Here is a 14,327-nt window from a genome sequence, read left to right on the forward strand (position 1 = left end):
GATTCAGCTGAAGTCGGCGAACGTGGTCGATTCAGCTGAAGTCGGGCAGTCGGCGGCGGGCGTGGTCGATGAACGCTCGCGCGGCGGGCCCCGACGGCCCCGTGGCCCGCCAGATGAGCGCCATCCGGCCGCGCAGCCGCGGCTCGGTGATCTCCAGTACGTGCAGGTCGTCCTTCGCGACGGTGACCGCCGACTCGGGCAGGACAGCCAGGCCGAGCCCTTTGGCGGCGAGTTGCCCCAGCACGTACGGCTCGCTGGCCTCGAAGGCGACATGCGGCGTGAACCCGGCGGCGGCGCACGCCTCGTCGAGCGCGGCCCGCAGACCGGTGCCGCGCGGCAGGCAGATCAGCGCCCGGTCCGCCAGCTCCCGCAACGTGATGGCGGGCGCCCCCGCCGAGTCGTGAGCGGCCCCCACGGCGGGCTCTTGAGCCAGCCCGGCATCGGACTTCCCCGCCAGGTCGTGAGTGAGCCCGACGGCGGCCACCAAAGCCTGGTCGACCACCACCTGCGCGTCGAGCCCCGGCGGCACGCTCGATCCGATGCCGATGAGCCCGAGGTCCATCCGCCCCGCCCGCACCGCCTCGATCAGGCTCTCCGGATCGGACTCCCGCAGCGAGATCTCCACGGCCGGATGCCGGTCGTGGAAGTCGGCCAGCAGCCCTGGCAGGTCGAGCACGGAGGGCGCCGAGACGGTGCCCATCACGACGTGCCCGCGCAGCAGCCCGGTCATCTCGTCGACGACCAGCCGGGCGGCGGCGACCGCCGCGAGCGCGGCCCGCGCATAGGGCAGCACGGCCTCCCCCACCTCGGTGAGCCGCACCTGCCGCGCCGAGCGGTCGAACAGCGGCTGGCCCAGCTCCCGCTCCAGCTGCCGGATCTGCGCGCTCACCCCGGGCTGCGCGACATGGAGCCGGGCCGCGGCCCGGGTGAAGCCGGCCTCCTCGGTCACAGCCACGAAGTACTCAAGCTGTCGGAGCTCCATAACAAATCATGCTAGCAGCCAGAAAATCCATCTCTTTGACTTCTGGATGAGCCCGACACAAGCTGAATCGCATGGACATGCTGAAGTGCCCGGTGTTCCGACCGGGTGATGAGGGATATGACGACGAGCGGGCCGGTTTCCAGGCCCTCGCCCGGCACCGGCCGGACGTGATCATCGGCGTGACGGACGCCGCCGACGTACGCGCGGCCGTGGCCCTGGCGGCGGCGGACGGGCTGCTGGTGGCCGTGCAGGCGACCGGGCACGGCATGCCGATGGCGGCCGAGGGCGGCCTGCTCATCAGCACCCGCAGGATGACCGGCGTACGGATAGACCCCGAGACCGCGACCGCCAGAATCGAGGCGGGCGTGCGCTGGGCGCGGGTCATCGAGGAGGCGGCCCGCCACGGCCTGGCCCCGCTGTCCGGCTCGGCCCCGTCCGTGGGCGCCGTGTCCTACACGCTCGGCGGCGGGCTCGGACTCATGGCGCGCCGCTATGGCTACGCCGTCGACCAGGTGCGCGCCGTCGAGGTGGTCACCGCCGACGGCGTGCTCAGGGAGGTGACGGCCGCGACGGAGCCGGACCTGTTCTGGGCGCTGCTCGGCGGGCGCGGCAACTTCGGCGTGGTCACGGCGCTGGAGATCGGCCTGGTCCCGGTGACCAGTCTGTACGGAGGCGGCCTGTTCTTCGATCTAGCCACCGACGTGGTGCGGCGCTGGGCCGAGTGGACACGGGACCTGCCCGAGGAGATGACCTCGTCCATCGCGGTGATCCCGTTCCCGGACGCCCCGCAGGTGCCCGAGGTGTTCCGCGGCCGCCGGGTCGGCCACGTGCGGATCGCGTACACGGGCGGCTCGGAGGAGGGCGAGCGCCTGCTGGAGCCGCTGCGCGCGATCGGGCCCCGGCTCGTGGACTCGGTGAAGGAGCTGCCGTACACCGAGTCGGGCAGCATCCACAACGACCCGGCCGAGCCGATGGCCTACTACGCCACCCACTCGCTGCTGCGCGAGCTGCCCGCGCGGGCCGTGGACGCGCTGCTGGAGACGGAACGCGCCATCCTGGAGATCAGGCATATGGGTGGCGCGCTGGACAAGCCGGGCCTCGGGCCCGTGGTCAACCGCGACGCCCAGTATCAGGTCGGCGTCCTGTCCCGGCTCGCGCCGGGCGGTGACCCCGGCGAGGTGCGCCCGCTCCACGACGGGGTCCGCGAGGCCCTGTCCCCGTGGGACACCGGAGGCCGCGGGCTCAACTTCCTGTACGGCGAGAACACCGCGCCCGACCAGGTCCGTCTGGCCTACGACCCGGACGACTACCGGCGGCTGGCCGCGCTGAAGACGGTGTGGGATGCCGGCAACCTGTTCCGGCTCAACGCCAACATCCCACCGGCGTGACGACGCTCAACGCCGACATCCCACCCGCCTGACGGTCAGACCCCCATCGGGTGCCAGACCGTCTTCGTCTCCAGGAAGCGCGTCATGCGGGTGAGGGCCGGGGCCGCCCGCCAGTCCTCGTCCGGCGACGGGCGCAGGACCCGCTTGAGGTTCTCCGCCGCCGCCTGCTCGCAGGTCAGCGCCAGCTCGGCGTCGGACACACCGGTCAGGTCCAGCCCGTTGACGTCCATGTGGGCCGCCAGCCAGGGCGCGAGCTCCCGCTGATGCCCCGTGAGGACGTTGACGACGCCGCCCGGCAGGTCCGAGGTGGCCAGCACCTCCGCCAGGGTGATGGACGGCAGCGGCGTCCGCTCGGAGGCGATCACGACGCACGTGTTGCCCGTCACGATCACCGGCGCGATCACCGAGATCAGCCCCACCAGCGGGTCCTCGGGCGCGACGACGGCGACGACCCCCGTGGGCTCCGGCGAGGACAGGTTGAAGTACGGGCCGGCGACCGGGTTGGCCGTGCCGTGCACGGAGGCGATCTTGTCCGACCAGCCCGCGTACCAGACCAGCCGGTCGACCGTGGCGTCCACGGCCTCCAACGCCGCCTTCTTGCCGCCGCCCAGCTCCTCGGCGAACTGCGCGCGGCGGCCCTCCAGCATCTCGGCGATCCGGTAGAGGATCTGGCCCCGGTTGTAGGCCGTGGCGCCCGACCAGCCGGGGAACGCCTTGCGCGCCGCCACCACGGCGTCACGGACGTCCTTACGGGAGGCCCGCGAGGCGTTGGCGAGGAAGTCGCCCTTGGGCGAGGTCACGGCGTAGGACCTCCCGCTCTCGGAGCGCGGGAACGCCCCGCCGATGTACAGCTTGTACGTCTTGCGAACGGCCAACCTACTCATCGCCGCGCCCCCTCCGCATGGTCTCCTCCGACATCTCGACCGGCACGAAGACCTGGCCGCACCGGCTCACCCCGCAGCGGTGGGCGTACCAGCCGGTGCGTACGGGCCTTCCGGCGCGGGCGAAGGCGTGGCCGCGCGTGGCCTGCGCCCGCCGTCTGCCCCGGCGGGAACGGCGGTGCTCACACATCAAGGTAGGCCTCCAACCCGAGCAGCCCGCCCTCGCGGCCGTATCCGGACTCCTTGTACCCGCCGAACGGCGCGGCCGGGTCGAACCGGTTGAACGTGTTGGCCCAGACCACTCCGGCCCTGAGCTTGTCGGCCATCCACAGGATGCGCGAGCCCTTCTCCGTCCAGATCCCGGCCGACAGCCCGTACGGCGTGTTGTTGGCCTTCTCCACGGCCTCGGCCGGGGTGCGGAACGTCAGCACCGACAGCACCGGGCCGAAGACCTCCTCCCGGGCGATGCGGTGCGACTGGGCCACGCCGGTGAAGACGGTCGGCGGGAACCAGAAGCCCTTGTCGGGCAGTTCGCAGGCGGGCGACCAGCGTTCGGCCCCCTCCTGCTCGCCGAGGTCGCTGAGCGAGCGGATCTTCGCCAGCTGCTCGGCCGAGTTGATCGCGCCGATGTCGGTGTTCTTGTCGAGCGGGTCGCCCAGCCGCAGCGTGCCGAGGCGCCGCTTGAGCGCCGTCAGCAGCTCGTCCTGGATCGACTCCTGCACCAGCAGCCGGGAGCCCGCGCAGCACACGTGCCCCTGGTTGAAGAAGATGCCGTTGACCACGCCCTCGACGGCCTGGTCGAGCGCGGCGTCGTCGAAGACGATGTTCGCGGCCTTGCCGCCCAGCTCCAGCGTGAGCTTCTTGCCGGTGCCCGCGACGGTCCTGGCGATGATCCGGCCGACCTCGGTGGAGCCGGTGAAGGCCACCTTGTTCACGTCGGGGTGGGCGACCACGGCGGCGCCCGTCTCACCCGCGCCGGTGACGATGTTGACGACACCGGGCGGCAGCTCGGCCTGCCGGCAGATCTCCGCGAACAGCAGCGCCGTCAGCGGCGTGGTCTCGGCCGGCTTCAGCACCACCGTGTTGCCGCAGGCCAGCGCGGGGGCGATCTTCCAGGCCAGCATGAGCAGGGGGAAGTTCCACGGGATGACCTGCCCGGCGACGCCGAGCGGCCGGGGGTCCGCGCCGAACCCGGCGTACTCCAGCTTGTCGGCCCAGCCGGCGTAGTAGAAGAAGTGCGCGGCGACGAGCGGCAGGTCCACGTCGCGCGACTCGCGGATGGGCTTGCCGTTGTCGAGCGACTCCAGCACGGCCAGCTCGCGGGCGCGTTCCTGGATGATGCGAGCGATCCTGAACAGGTATTTGGCCCGTTCGGTGCCCGGCATCGCGCTCCAGACCCCGAACGCCTTGCGCGCGGCCTGTACGGCCCGGTCGACGTCGTCGGCGGAGGCCGTGGCGACCTCCGCCAGCTTCTCCTCCGTCGCCGGGTTGATCGTCTTGAAGGGGGAGCCCGAGCCGTCCACGAACTCGCCGTTGATGAACAGCCCGTACGACGGCTTCAGATCGACGATGTCGCGCGACTCGGGCGCCGGTGCGTATGCGAAGGTCGCCATCATCAGTCCAAGGTGAAGTAGTCGGGGCCCGCGTAACGGCCGGTGGTCAGCTTCTGGCGCTGCATCAACAGGTCGTTCAGCAGCGACGAGGCGCCCAGCCTGAACCAGTCGGGCGACAGCCAGTCCTCGCCGGCGGTCTCGTTGACCAGCACGAGGTTCTTGATGGCGTCCTTGGTGGTGCGGATGCCGCCGGCCGGCTTCACGCCGACCTGCCGGCCCGTTTCGTCGCGGAAGTCGCGCACCGCCTCCAGCATGATCATCGTCACCGGCGGCGTGGCGGCCGGGGCCACCTTCCCGGTGGAGGTCTTGATGAAGTCGGCTCCGGCCAGCATCGCCAGCCAGGACGCCCGCCGTACGTTGTCGTAGGTCGACAGCTCGCCGGTCTCCAGGATCACCTTCAGGTGGGCGGAGCCGCAGGCGGCCTTCACCGCGACGATCTCCTCGTACACCTTGAGATAGTCGCCGGACAGGAACGCGCCGCGGTCGATCACCATGTCGATCTCGTCGGCGCCCGCGGCGACGGCGAGCGCGGTGTCGCTCACCTTGACCTCCAGCGAGGTGCGTCCGCTCGGGAAGGCGGTCGCCACTGAGGCGACCTTCACCCCCGAGCCGCGCAGCGCGCCGGCGGCCACCGCCACCAGGTCGGGATAGACGCAGACGGCCGCCACCCGGGGCGCTCCCTCGCCGGGGTGCCTCGCCTTGGTGCACATCGCACGCACCTTGCCGTGCGTGTCCGCGCCCTCGAGCGTGGTGAGGTCGACCATCGAGATGGCCAGGTCGATCGCCATGGCCTTGGCGCTGGTCTTGATGGAGCGGGTGCCGAGCATCGCCGCTCGCTGGTCCGCGCCGACCCGGTCGACACCGGGCAGGCCGTGCAGGAATGCTCGCAGCGTCGCGCCGGACGAGCCGACGTCGGCGAGCGAGGTAGTCACAGTTGACACCTCCACAGGATCGCCGACCAGGTGGGCTACGTCCAAACCGGATCTCTAAGGCGGCATCGGTGCCCCTCCTAGGTACTCCCTGGCCTGGAGTTTCCCGGGAGATAAGGCATCCGCCCGATGTGGCGGTGGGGGCCTTAGACCGAACCTTAAGAGTGTCAGCAAGACACAAGAAGGAGACACACCACCATGAGTCCCGAGATCGAATACCAGATCATGAAGAGCCACGTCAACGAGCTGCGCCAGGCGGCTGCCCGGCACCGTCAGGTACGCGAGGCTCAGGAGGGCAACAAGTCCGAGCGCCGCTCGGTCTTCGGCAAGCGCCGCTCCTCATGACCGCCCCACAAGCGCCCGGCCGCACCCTCCCTCGCGGCCGGGCCACCGTCCCTCCCTAGCTCTCCGAAGGGACCCCGACCACGACGGACCGCCCTTCTCCCCTCCCCCGAAGGGGGTATCTCTCCAAAAAACCCCGACCACGACGGACCGTCACACGGGATCCCAACGGTCTGCGTGACGAACCCCCGGGAACCCCATTTGCGGCCACCGCCCCAGCGGGCCAAAGCCGCTTATCAATCTGCCCAAAATGCGTCGAAAGCGGCTGGTGAGGCATGACATGCTGGACGACATGCTGGGACGTTCGGTAAGTCCCGTCTTCGTGGGGCGGGAAGAGGAGCTCACGGCCCTCTCTCAAGCCTTCGACGAGGCCCGGAAGGGCACCGCGACAGCCGTGCTGGTCGGCGGTGAGGCGGGAGTCGGCAAGACCCGGCTGGTGCAACGCTTCGCCGAGCAGGCGGCGCGGAGCGGCGCTCATGTGCTGTACGGCGGGTGCGTCGAGCTCTCCACGGAGGGCTTGGCCTACGCGCCGTTCACGGCTGCCCTGAGACAGCTGGTCAGGGAGCAGGGCACCACCCAGATCGCCGCGCTGCTGCCGGGCGGCGCCGAACGCGACCTGGCCCGGCTGCTCCCCGAGTTCGGCGAGCCCAGCGGCGACGGCGAGACCGACACGGGCCGGGCCCGCCTGTTCGAGCAGTTCCTGACGCTCCTCCAACGGCTGGCCGGCAACCGGCCGACGATCCTGCTCATCGAGGACATCCACTGGGCCGACCGGTCCAGCCGCGACCTGATCGCCTTCCTCAGCCGCAACCTCGGCACCGCGCAGATATTGATCGTCATGACCTACCGCTCCGACGACCTGCACCGGCAGCATCCGCTCCGGCCGGTGCTCGCCGAGCTGGGCAGGGTCAGCAGCGTGCTCAGGCTCGACCTGCCCCGCCTGTCCAGGGACGAGGTCGCCCTGCAGATGGCCGGGATCCTCGGCATCGACCCCGACTACCCCAAGGTGGAGAAGGTCTACGAGCGCAGCGAGGGCATCCCGCTGTTCGTGGAGGCCCTGCTGGACTGCGGCGAGGACTGCGCGTTCCCCGAGTCGATGCAGGACCTGATACTCGGCTCGGTCGAGCGGCTGCCCGAGGAGACCCAGCGCGTGCTGCGCATCGCCGCCGCGGGCGGCATCAGGGTCGGCCACTCCCTGCTCGCCGCGGTCAGCGGCCTGTCCGACCTGGAGCTGGAGGCCGCCCTGCGATCGGCCATCGCCGGGAACGTGCTGCAGATCGCCGACAACCGCGCCTACGTCTTCCGGCACTCCCTCATCCGCGAGGCCGTACACGACGAGCTGCTGCCCGGCGAGCATCAACGGCTGCACTCGCGTTACGCCGAGGAGATCTCCCGCGACCGCAAACTGGTGCCACCGGGCCGGGCCGCCGTGGAGCTGGCCCACCACTGGTACGGCGCGCGCAACGACCTCTGGGCGCTGATCTCGGCCTGGGAGGCGGCGCAGAAGTCGTTCAGGGCCTTCGCGTACACCGAGGCGATCCCGCTGCTCGAACGCGTACTCATGCTGTGGGACCGGGTGCCGGACGCGGCCGGGCGCATCGGCGCCGACCACACGGCGGTGCTCGAACGCGCCAGCGAGGCCGCACTCGCGGGCGGCGAGCTCGACCGGGGCATCAAGTTCGTCAAGGCGGCCCTGGCGCAGCTCGACGAGACCCAGGAGCCGGCCCGGGTCGCCACGCTGATCGTGCGCTGGGCCAACCTCAAGATCTACAAGGGCAAAACGGGCGTCCTCGACGACTTCCAGCACGCGCTGCGTCTGGTGCCCGAGCCGAACCTGGCCCGCGCGAGCGTCATCATGCCAATGAGCCAGCACCTGATGCTCCGTGGCGACGTCAAGGAGGGCACCCGGCTCATCGAGGAGGGCCTGCGCCTGAGCCGGGACCTCGGCGACAAGTGCCTCGAAGGAGACCTCCTGCTGAACCTGGCGCTCGGCCACTCGATCAACGGTGACACAGAGGCGACGCTGGCCACCAACCTGCGCGCGCTGGAAATGGGCCGTCAGGAGAGCTCGGGACGGCTCATCACGCGGGCGATCGGCAACAACATCGACGCGCTGAGCGACCTGGGGCGCTCCGAGGAAGCCCTCGCGCTGGCCGACGAGGGCTGGCAGCTGGCCAAGCAGTACGGCCGGATGCGACTCAACGGGCTGTTCATCCTCCTCAACAGGGCCGAGGCGCTGGAGGCCATCGGCCGCTGGGACGAGGCCCTCGAGGCCATCGGTCAGGCGCTCAGCCTCGGTCCCGTGCTGCGCACCCACAACCACCTGCTCCGCGTACGCGCCGACATCGCGCTGGCCAGGGGCGAGCTCGCGGTCGTCGAAGGCATCCTGGCGGAGCTGGGCGTGCTCAAGGAGCGGCCCGAGGAGTTCCTGCAAGACGTCACCAACAGCACCCGGCTGCGCATCGGCTGGCACCTGTTCAAGGGCGAGTCGCTGGCCGCGCTGGCCATGGCCGAGCGCATCCTGTCATTGTCGTCGCAGTCCTCGTCGTCGCAGTCCTCGTCATCGCAGCCCCCGTCGTCGCAGCCCCCCAAGGCCATGCTGGGCTGGCGGCGGCTGGCTCTGCTCACCCTGGTCTGCGACACCGCCGAGGACGCCGAGCCCGACCGGGTCCGCGCGGTGCGCGAGCAGGCCGCCAAGGTGGCCGCGAGCCTCAAGGTCAGCGGGCCGGTGGCGGAGGCGTACAAACTGACGTACTCGCGCGACTTCGACGCGGCGGCGGCCGCCTGGGAACGCCTCAAGCGCCCGCACAACCAGGCCAAGGCCCTCGTCAGGGCGGCCACCGTGGTGGCGCGGTCGGGCGACAGGGAGGGCGCGGCGACCCGGCTCACCGTGGCCGCGCCGCTGGCCGCCGCGCTGCGGGCGACGCCGCTGATCGACGAGATCGAGGCACTCTCCCGGCGGGTCGGCGTCGTCCAGCAGCAGGCGACCGTCCCCGAGCTGCTCACGCCACGCGAGACGGAGGTGCTGCGGCTGGTGGCGCTGGGCCGTACGAACCGGGACATCGCCGCTGAGCTGTTCATCTCGGCCAAGACGGTCAGCGTGCACGTGTCCAACATCCTGGCCAAACTGGGCGTGACCACCCGCGGCGAGGCAGCCGCGGCCGCACACCGCCTCTCCCTGCTGTCCCGGTAGAAGCGGGTCTCCTCCTATAGGACCCCAACCACGACGGACCGTCTCCCTCTCCTCCCCCGAAGGACCCCAACCACGACGGACCGTCTCCCTCTTCACCCCCGGGGGGTATCACTCCCGAAGGACCCTGGCCTCCACGGACGGTCACAAGGGTCGAGACGGTCGCGTGACGGACCCACTCCCCTAGGAGGCCAGGTCCCGCCGGAGGAACTCGGCGGTGTGGGAGCCGGTCGCCGCCAGCAGATCGCGCGGCGTGCCCTCGAAGAGCACCTGACCCCCCTGCCCGCCCCCTTCGGGCCCGAGATCGATGACCCAGTCGGCGTTCTTGACCACGTCCAGGTTGTGCTCGATGACGACCACCGAGTTCCCGGCGTCGACGAGCCGGTCCATGATGTCGAGCAGCCGCTTCACGTCCGACATGTGCAGGCCGGTGGTCGGTTCGTCCATGACGTACACGGTGCCGCTCTTGTGCAGTTCAGTGGCCAGCTTGATGCGCTGGCACTCGCCGCCCGACAGCGTGCTGAGCGGCTGGCCGAGCGTGAGGTAGTCGAGCCCGACGTCGTTGACCGCCCGCAGCACCCGCCTGAGCTTCGGCTGCGGGAAGAACGCGTACGCCTCGGCCGCCGTCATCTCCAGTACGTCGCTGATCGACTTCCCGTCCAGCTTGTGCTCCAGCACCTCCGGCCGGAAGCGCCGCCCCTGGCAGTCCTCGCAGGTCGACTTCAGCCCGTCCATGAACGCCAGGTCGGTGTAGATGACGCCGAGCCCCTGGCAGGCGGAGCAGGCGCCCTTGGAGTTGGGGCTGAACAGCGAGGCGCTCACCGACCCGGCCCGCGCGAACAGCCGCCGGATCTCGTCCAGCATCCCGGTGTACGTGGCGGGGTTGGAGCGGCGCGAGACGCTGACGGCCGACTGGTCGATGACCACCGCCTCGGGGTGCCGGCTCAGGAACACGTCGTTCACCAGCGTGCTCTTGCCGGATCCCGCGACTCCCGTCACGACGGTCAGCACGCCGGCGGGGATGTCGACGGTGACGTCCTTCAGGTTGTGCGTGTTCGCGCCGGCGATCGACATCATGCCGGTGGGGCGCCGGTTGTCGGTCTTCAGGGGTAGTCGCCGCTTCATGTACCGGCCGGTCAGGGTGCCGGCATCGGGCAGCGCCGCCGCGGTGCCCTCGTACACCACCTGCCCGCCGTGCGTCCCGGCCCCGGGGCCGATGTCCACGACGTGGTCGGCGATCCCGATCACCTCGGGGTCGTGCTCGACGACGATGACCGTGTTGCCCTTGTCACGCAGCTTGCGCAGCAGCGTGTTGAGCCGTTCGACGTCGCGCGCGTGCAGCCCGACGCTCGGCTCGTCGAAGACGTACATCATGTCCGTGAGGCTGCTGCTGAGGTGCCGCACCATCTTGACGCGCTGTGACTCGCCGCCCGAGAGCGTGGCGGTCTCGCGGTCGAGACTGAGGTAGCCGAGGCCGATCGTGACGAGGTCGCGCACCCGGTCGATCAGGCTCGCCACCACGGGGGCGCCCACCGGGTCGGTGAACCCGGCCAGAACCTCCACGAGCTCGGTGGCCTCCATCGTGGCGAGCCGGGCGATGTTGAAACCGTCGATCTCGCAGCCGAGCACGTCCTGGTTGAGCCGGGCGCCCGCGCACAGCGGGCAGGTGGCCGTCGTGACGTACTCCTGGAAGAGCCGGCGGTTGGCCTCGGACATCTCGGCGACGTCCTTCTTGACGTACAGGCGGGTGAACCGCGTCACCACGCCCTCGTAGCTGGAGTTGATCGTGCCGCCCTGCCACTCCAGCGGCACCTTGGTCTGGGCGCCGTGCAGCAGCATCGCCCATTCCCGCTCGTCGTAGTCGGCCAGCCTCTTGTCGTTGTCGAACAGGCCGGAGTTGGCGTAGATCTTCCAGTACCAGGTGCCGACGGCGAAGTGCGGGTGCAGGAGGGCACCTTCGTTCAGCGACCGGGACCTGTCCAGGAAGACGTCGAGGTCGAGCGCGACCGTCCTGCCCAGACCCTCGCATTCAGGACACATGCCCTGAGGATCGTTGAACGAGAACGCGTTGGAGTAGCCGACGAACGGCTTGCCGACCCGCGAGAACAGCAGTCTCAGCAGCGAGTAGATGTCGCTGATCGTGCCGACGGTCGAGCGCGAGCCGCCCCCGAGCCGCTTCTGGTCGACCACGATCGCGGCGGACAGGTTCTCGATCACGTCGACGTCCGGCTGCCCGTACTTCGGCAGCCTGTTGCGGGCGAAGGCGGTGAAGGTCTCGTTGAGCTGACGCTGCGCCTCGGCGGCGAGAGTGTCGAACACGATGGACGACTTCCCGGACCCGGATACGCCGGTGAAGACGGTGATCTGCCCCTTCGGAAGGCTCAGGGAGATGTCGCGGAGATTGTTCTCGCGCGCGCCGATGATCTGGATACGGGACGTCTGCAACGTCACTCCTCGACCTCGATGAACTCCGTACGCCGTACATCGTACTATGTACGGAGTTATGTTGAGTGAGAAGATGGATGACGTGCCGCCCACGATCGCCCGGACCAGCGCCGGAGACCCCGCCCGCACCATCGAGCTGCTCTGGCGGCAGCCGGGAGCGCGGCCGGCGCAGCGCGGGCCACGTCAGGGCCACACGGTCGACGAGGTCGTCGCGGCCGCGATCTCCGTCGCCGACGAGGAGGGGCTCGACGCCACGACGATGCGGCGGGTCGCCCAGAAGCTCGGGATCGGCACGATGTCGCTCTACACGTACGTGCCGGGCAAGGCCGAGCTGCTCGACCTCATGCTCGACACGGTCCTCGGCCAGATGCCCCGCCCCGACCTGTCGGAGCTGCCGTGGCGGGCGCGGCTGGAGGCGGTGGCGCAGGCCAACCTCACGGTGTACGAACAACACCCGTGGATGCTCGCTGTGTCCACCACACGGCCGCCGCTCGGCCCGGGGGTCCTGGCCAAGTACGAGCACGAGCTGCGGGCCTTCGAAGGGCTCGGCCTGGGCGACGTGGAGATGGACGCCGCCCTGACCTACATGCTCGGCTTCGTGCACTCCTCCGCCCGCTCGGCCGCCGACCAGCGGGCCGCCCAGAGCGAGGAGATGACCGACGAGCAGTGGTGGGCCGTCAGCTCCCCACTGCTCGCCCGCGTCTACGACGAGGCCGCCTATCCGACGGCCACCCGGGTCGGCGCGGCCGCCGGAGCCGCCAACAACGCCCCTTACAGCGCCGACCACGCCTACGAGTTCGGCCTCCAGCGCGTCCTGGACGGTCTCCAGGTCCTCATCGAACGACGCTAGAGCGTAATTGGGTGGGGCCCGTCAGGCGAGGGCGACCAGATCGCGGTAGTCCTCGCTCCACAGATCCTCGTCCGCGTCCGGCAGCAGCAGGACACGGTCGGGGCGGAGTGCGTCGATGGCGCCCTCATCGTGGGTGACCATCACGATCGCGCCTGGGTAGGAGCCGACGGCGGCCAGGACCTCGTCGCGGGAGGCGGGGTCGAGGTTGTTGGTCGGCTCGTCCAGAAGCAGCACATTGGCTCCGGAGTGGACCAGCCCGGCCAGTGCCAGGCGGGTCTTCTCCCCGCCAGAGAGCACCCCGCCGCGCTTGTCGGCGTCGTCCCCGCTGAACAAGAACGCGCCCAGGACCCGTCTCGCTTCGCCATCCGTCAGGTGAGGGGCGGCGTCCAACAGGTTCTGCCGGACTGTGCGGGCGGGGTCGAGGGTGTCGTGCTCCTGGGCGAAGTAGCCCAGCCGCAGCCCGTGCCCGTGCACCACCCGTCCGGCATCCGGCCGCTCGTGGCCCGCGAGGATGCGCAGCAGGGTGGTCTTGCCCGCGCCGTTGAGGCCGAGCACGACCAGGCGACTGCCCCGGTCCACGGCCAGATCGACGCCGTCGAGGACCCGGTGACCGTCGTAGGACTTGGCCAGGCTGACCGCGCCGAGCGGCATCCGGCCGCACGGCTCCGGTTCGGGCAGCCGGATCCGGGCCACCTTCTCGGTGCGGCGGGCCGGTTCCAGCTCGGCCAGCATGCGGTCGGCTCGGCGGGCCATGCTGCGGGCCATGACGGCGGTGGCCGAGCGGGCCTTCATCTTGTCCGCCTGCGTGTGCAGGGCGGCGGCCTTGCGCTCGGCGTTCACTCGCTCCCGGGTGCGGCGCCGCTCATCGACCTCCCGCTCGGCGAGGTACGCGACCCAGCCGGTGTTGTGGTGGTCGATCGTCGCGCGGGTGGCGTCCAGGTGGAAGACCCGGTTGACGACCTCGGTGAGCAGACCGGTGTCATGGCTGATCACCACCAGACCGCCCTGGTGGCCTTGGAGGAAGGTACGCAGCCAGGTGACGGAGTCGGCGTCCAGGTGGTTCGTCGGCTCGTCCAGCAGCAGCGCACCGTCGTGGCCGGCGAACAGGATCCGCGCCAGCTCCACCCGGCGCCGCTGCCCGCCCGAGAGATTGCCGACCGGCGCGGTCAGCACCCGATCGGGCAGGCCGAGCCCGGCCGCCACGCGGGCGGCCTCGGCTTCGGCCGAGTATCCGCCGCCGGCCTGGAAGGCTGCCTCCGCACGGGTGTAGGCGCGCATCGCCCGCTCCAGCGCGGCGGGCCCGGCCGCCTCGGCCAATACGCCCTCGGCCGCGCGCAGCCCGCGCAGGGCCCGGTCCAGGCCGCGGGCGGACAGGATACGGTCGGTGACGGTGACGGCCGGGTCGGCCGCGCGGGAGTCCTGCGGGAGGAACCCGACCGTGCCGGTGCGGATGATCGTCCCGGCGGCAGGCGTGGCCCGGCCCGCGAGAGCGGTCATCAAGGTGGTCTTGCCCGCGCCGTTGCGTCCGACCAAGCCGATGCGGTCGCCGGGGGAGATGGTAAAGGAGATGTCCGAGAGCAGCAGGCGGGCGCCCGCGCGCAGCTCGACATCACGAACGGTAATCATAATACTACGCTCCGAGAAAGCTTAAGGACACACTTCTGGCGTGGAAGCGGGTCCTCAGCTAGGAAACGCGGGGCGTAGACA

The 14,327-nt window shown here is 70.6% G+C and carries 11 protein-coding genes; 4 read left to right on the forward strand and 7 right to left on the reverse strand.

What is annotated here, in order from left to right; all coding sequences use genetic code 11:
* Positions 1 to 31: 31 nt before the first annotated feature.
* Positions 32 to 982 carry a LysR family transcriptional regulator gene (locus ACQP2T_RS57445; RefSeq protein WP_433513131.1) on the reverse strand — a complete coding sequence of 317 codons (951 nt, stop codon included), beginning with the start codon at positions 980 to 982 and terminating at the stop codon, positions 32 to 34.
* Between the two features lie 71 nt (positions 983 to 1,053).
* On the opposite strand from ACQP2T_RS57445, the gene ACQP2T_RS57450 reads away from it, so the two are divergent.
* Complete coding sequence (locus ACQP2T_RS57450) at positions 1,054 to 2,370, forward strand: FAD-binding oxidoreductase (protein ID WP_433513132.1); 1,317 nt, start codon at positions 1,054 to 1,056, stop codon at positions 2,368 to 2,370.
* Positions 2,371 to 2,405: 35 nt separating this feature from the next.
* Here the strand turns inward: ACQP2T_RS57450 and ACQP2T_RS57455 are convergent, their stop codons facing one another.
* Genes ACQP2T_RS57455 through deoC form a run of 4 tightly spaced genes read right to left on the reverse strand, consistent with a single transcriptional unit; the run spans position 2,406 to position 5,796 of the window.
* Positions 2,406 to 3,254 carry an aldehyde dehydrogenase family protein gene (locus ACQP2T_RS57455; RefSeq protein WP_357959180.1) on the reverse strand — a complete coding sequence of 283 codons (849 nt, stop codon included), beginning with the start codon at positions 3,252 to 3,254 and terminating at the stop codon, positions 2,406 to 2,408.
* Positions 3,247 to 3,441 (reverse strand): hypothetical protein, encoded by a 195-nt coding sequence (locus tag ACQP2T_RS57460; protein WP_358432328.1) that lies wholly within the window; start codon positions 3,439 to 3,441, stop codon positions 3,247 to 3,249. Before ACQP2T_RS57460 ends, ACQP2T_RS57455 begins: the two co-directional genes overlap by 8 nt.
* Positions 3,434 to 4,867: an aldehyde dehydrogenase family protein gene (locus ACQP2T_RS57465; RefSeq protein WP_433513133.1), complete on the reverse strand. Its 1,434-nt coding sequence runs from the start codon at positions 4,865 to 4,867 to the stop codon at positions 3,434 to 3,436. The genes ACQP2T_RS57460 and ACQP2T_RS57465 overlap by 8 nt, the downstream gene beginning before the upstream one ends.
* Entirely contained in the window at positions 4,867 to 5,796 is a 930-nt protein-coding gene (gene deoC / locus ACQP2T_RS57470; protein WP_357959308.1) for a deoxyribose-phosphate aldolase, read from the reverse strand. The genes ACQP2T_RS57465 and deoC overlap by 1 nt, the downstream gene beginning before the upstream one ends.
* 195 nt (positions 5,797 to 5,991) lie before the next feature.
* Between deoC and ACQP2T_RS57475 the strand changes: the two genes are divergently transcribed.
* Positions 5,992 to 6,138, forward strand: a complete 147-nt coding sequence (locus tag ACQP2T_RS57475; RefSeq protein ID WP_214640428.1) for a hypothetical protein — start codon at positions 5,992 to 5,994, stop codon at positions 6,136 to 6,138.
* Between the two features lie 289 nt (positions 6,139 to 6,427).
* Positions 6,428 to 9,328 (forward strand): helix-turn-helix transcriptional regulator, encoded by a 2,901-nt coding sequence (locus tag ACQP2T_RS57480; protein WP_433513134.1) that lies wholly within the window; start codon positions 6,428 to 6,430, stop codon positions 9,326 to 9,328.
* Between the two features lie 180 nt (positions 9,329 to 9,508).
* Here ACQP2T_RS57480 and ACQP2T_RS57485 read toward each other — a convergent pair whose 3' ends face one another.
* The gene (locus ACQP2T_RS57485; protein ID WP_433513135.1) at positions 9,509 to 11,770 is read right to left on the reverse strand and encodes an ATP-binding cassette domain-containing protein; all 2,262 of its coding nucleotides are present in this window, start codon (positions 11,768 to 11,770) and stop codon (positions 9,509 to 9,511) included.
* Positions 11,771 to 11,843: 73 nt separating this feature from the next.
* Between ACQP2T_RS57485 and ACQP2T_RS57490 the strand changes: the two genes are divergently transcribed.
* Positions 11,844 to 12,620, forward strand: a complete 777-nt coding sequence (locus ACQP2T_RS57490; protein WP_433513136.1) for a TetR/AcrR family transcriptional regulator — start codon at positions 11,844 to 11,846, stop codon at positions 12,618 to 12,620.
* Positions 12,621 to 12,641: 21 nt separating this feature from the next.
* Here ACQP2T_RS57490 and ACQP2T_RS57495 read toward each other — a convergent pair whose 3' ends face one another.
* A complete protein-coding gene (locus tag ACQP2T_RS57495; RefSeq protein ID WP_433513137.1) occupies positions 12,642 to 14,246 on the reverse strand; it encodes an ABC-F family ATP-binding cassette domain-containing protein in 1,605 nt (534 codons plus the stop codon).
* Between the last annotated feature and the right edge of the window lie 81 nt (positions 14,247 to 14,327).

The organism is Nonomuraea sp. CA-143628, from assembly GCF_050942315.1.
Classification (GTDB): Bacteria; Actinomycetota; Actinomycetes; order Streptosporangiales; family Streptosporangiaceae; genus Nonomuraea.

Excerpts from the sequence above, each read along its gene's own strand:
- ACQP2T_RS57445 (WP_433513131.1), bottom strand. The coding sequence starts at position 982 with ATGGAGCTCCGACAGCTTGAGTACTTCGTGGCTGTGACCGAGGAGGCC.
- ACQP2T_RS57450 (WP_433513132.1), top strand. The coding sequence starts at position 1,054 with ATGGACATGCTGAAGTGCCCGGTGTTCCGACCGGGTGATGAGGGATAT.
- ACQP2T_RS57455 (WP_357959180.1), bottom strand. The coding sequence starts at position 3,254 with ATGAGTAGGTTGGCCGTTCGCAAGACGTACAAGCTGTACATCGGCGGG.
- ACQP2T_RS57460 (WP_358432328.1), bottom strand. The coding sequence starts at position 3,441 with ATGTGTGAGCACCGCCGTTCCCGCCGGGGCAGACGGCGGGCGCAGGCC.
- ACQP2T_RS57465 (WP_433513133.1), bottom strand. The coding sequence starts at position 4,867 with ATGATGGCGACCTTCGCATACGCACCGGCGCCCGAGTCGCGCGACATC.
- ACQP2T_RS57475 (WP_214640428.1), top strand. The coding sequence starts at position 5,992 with ATGAGTCCCGAGATCGAATACCAGATCATGAAGAGCCACGTCAACGAG.
- ACQP2T_RS57480 (WP_433513134.1), top strand. The coding sequence starts at position 6,428 with ATGCTGGGACGTTCGGTAAGTCCCGTCTTCGTGGGGCGGGAAGAGGAG.
- ACQP2T_RS57490 (WP_433513136.1), top strand. The coding sequence starts at position 11,844 with ATGGATGACGTGCCGCCCACGATCGCCCGGACCAGCGCCGGAGACCCC.
- ACQP2T_RS57495 (WP_433513137.1), bottom strand. The coding sequence starts at position 14,246 with ATGATTACCGTTCGTGATGTCGAGCTGCGCGCGGGCGCCCGCCTGCTG.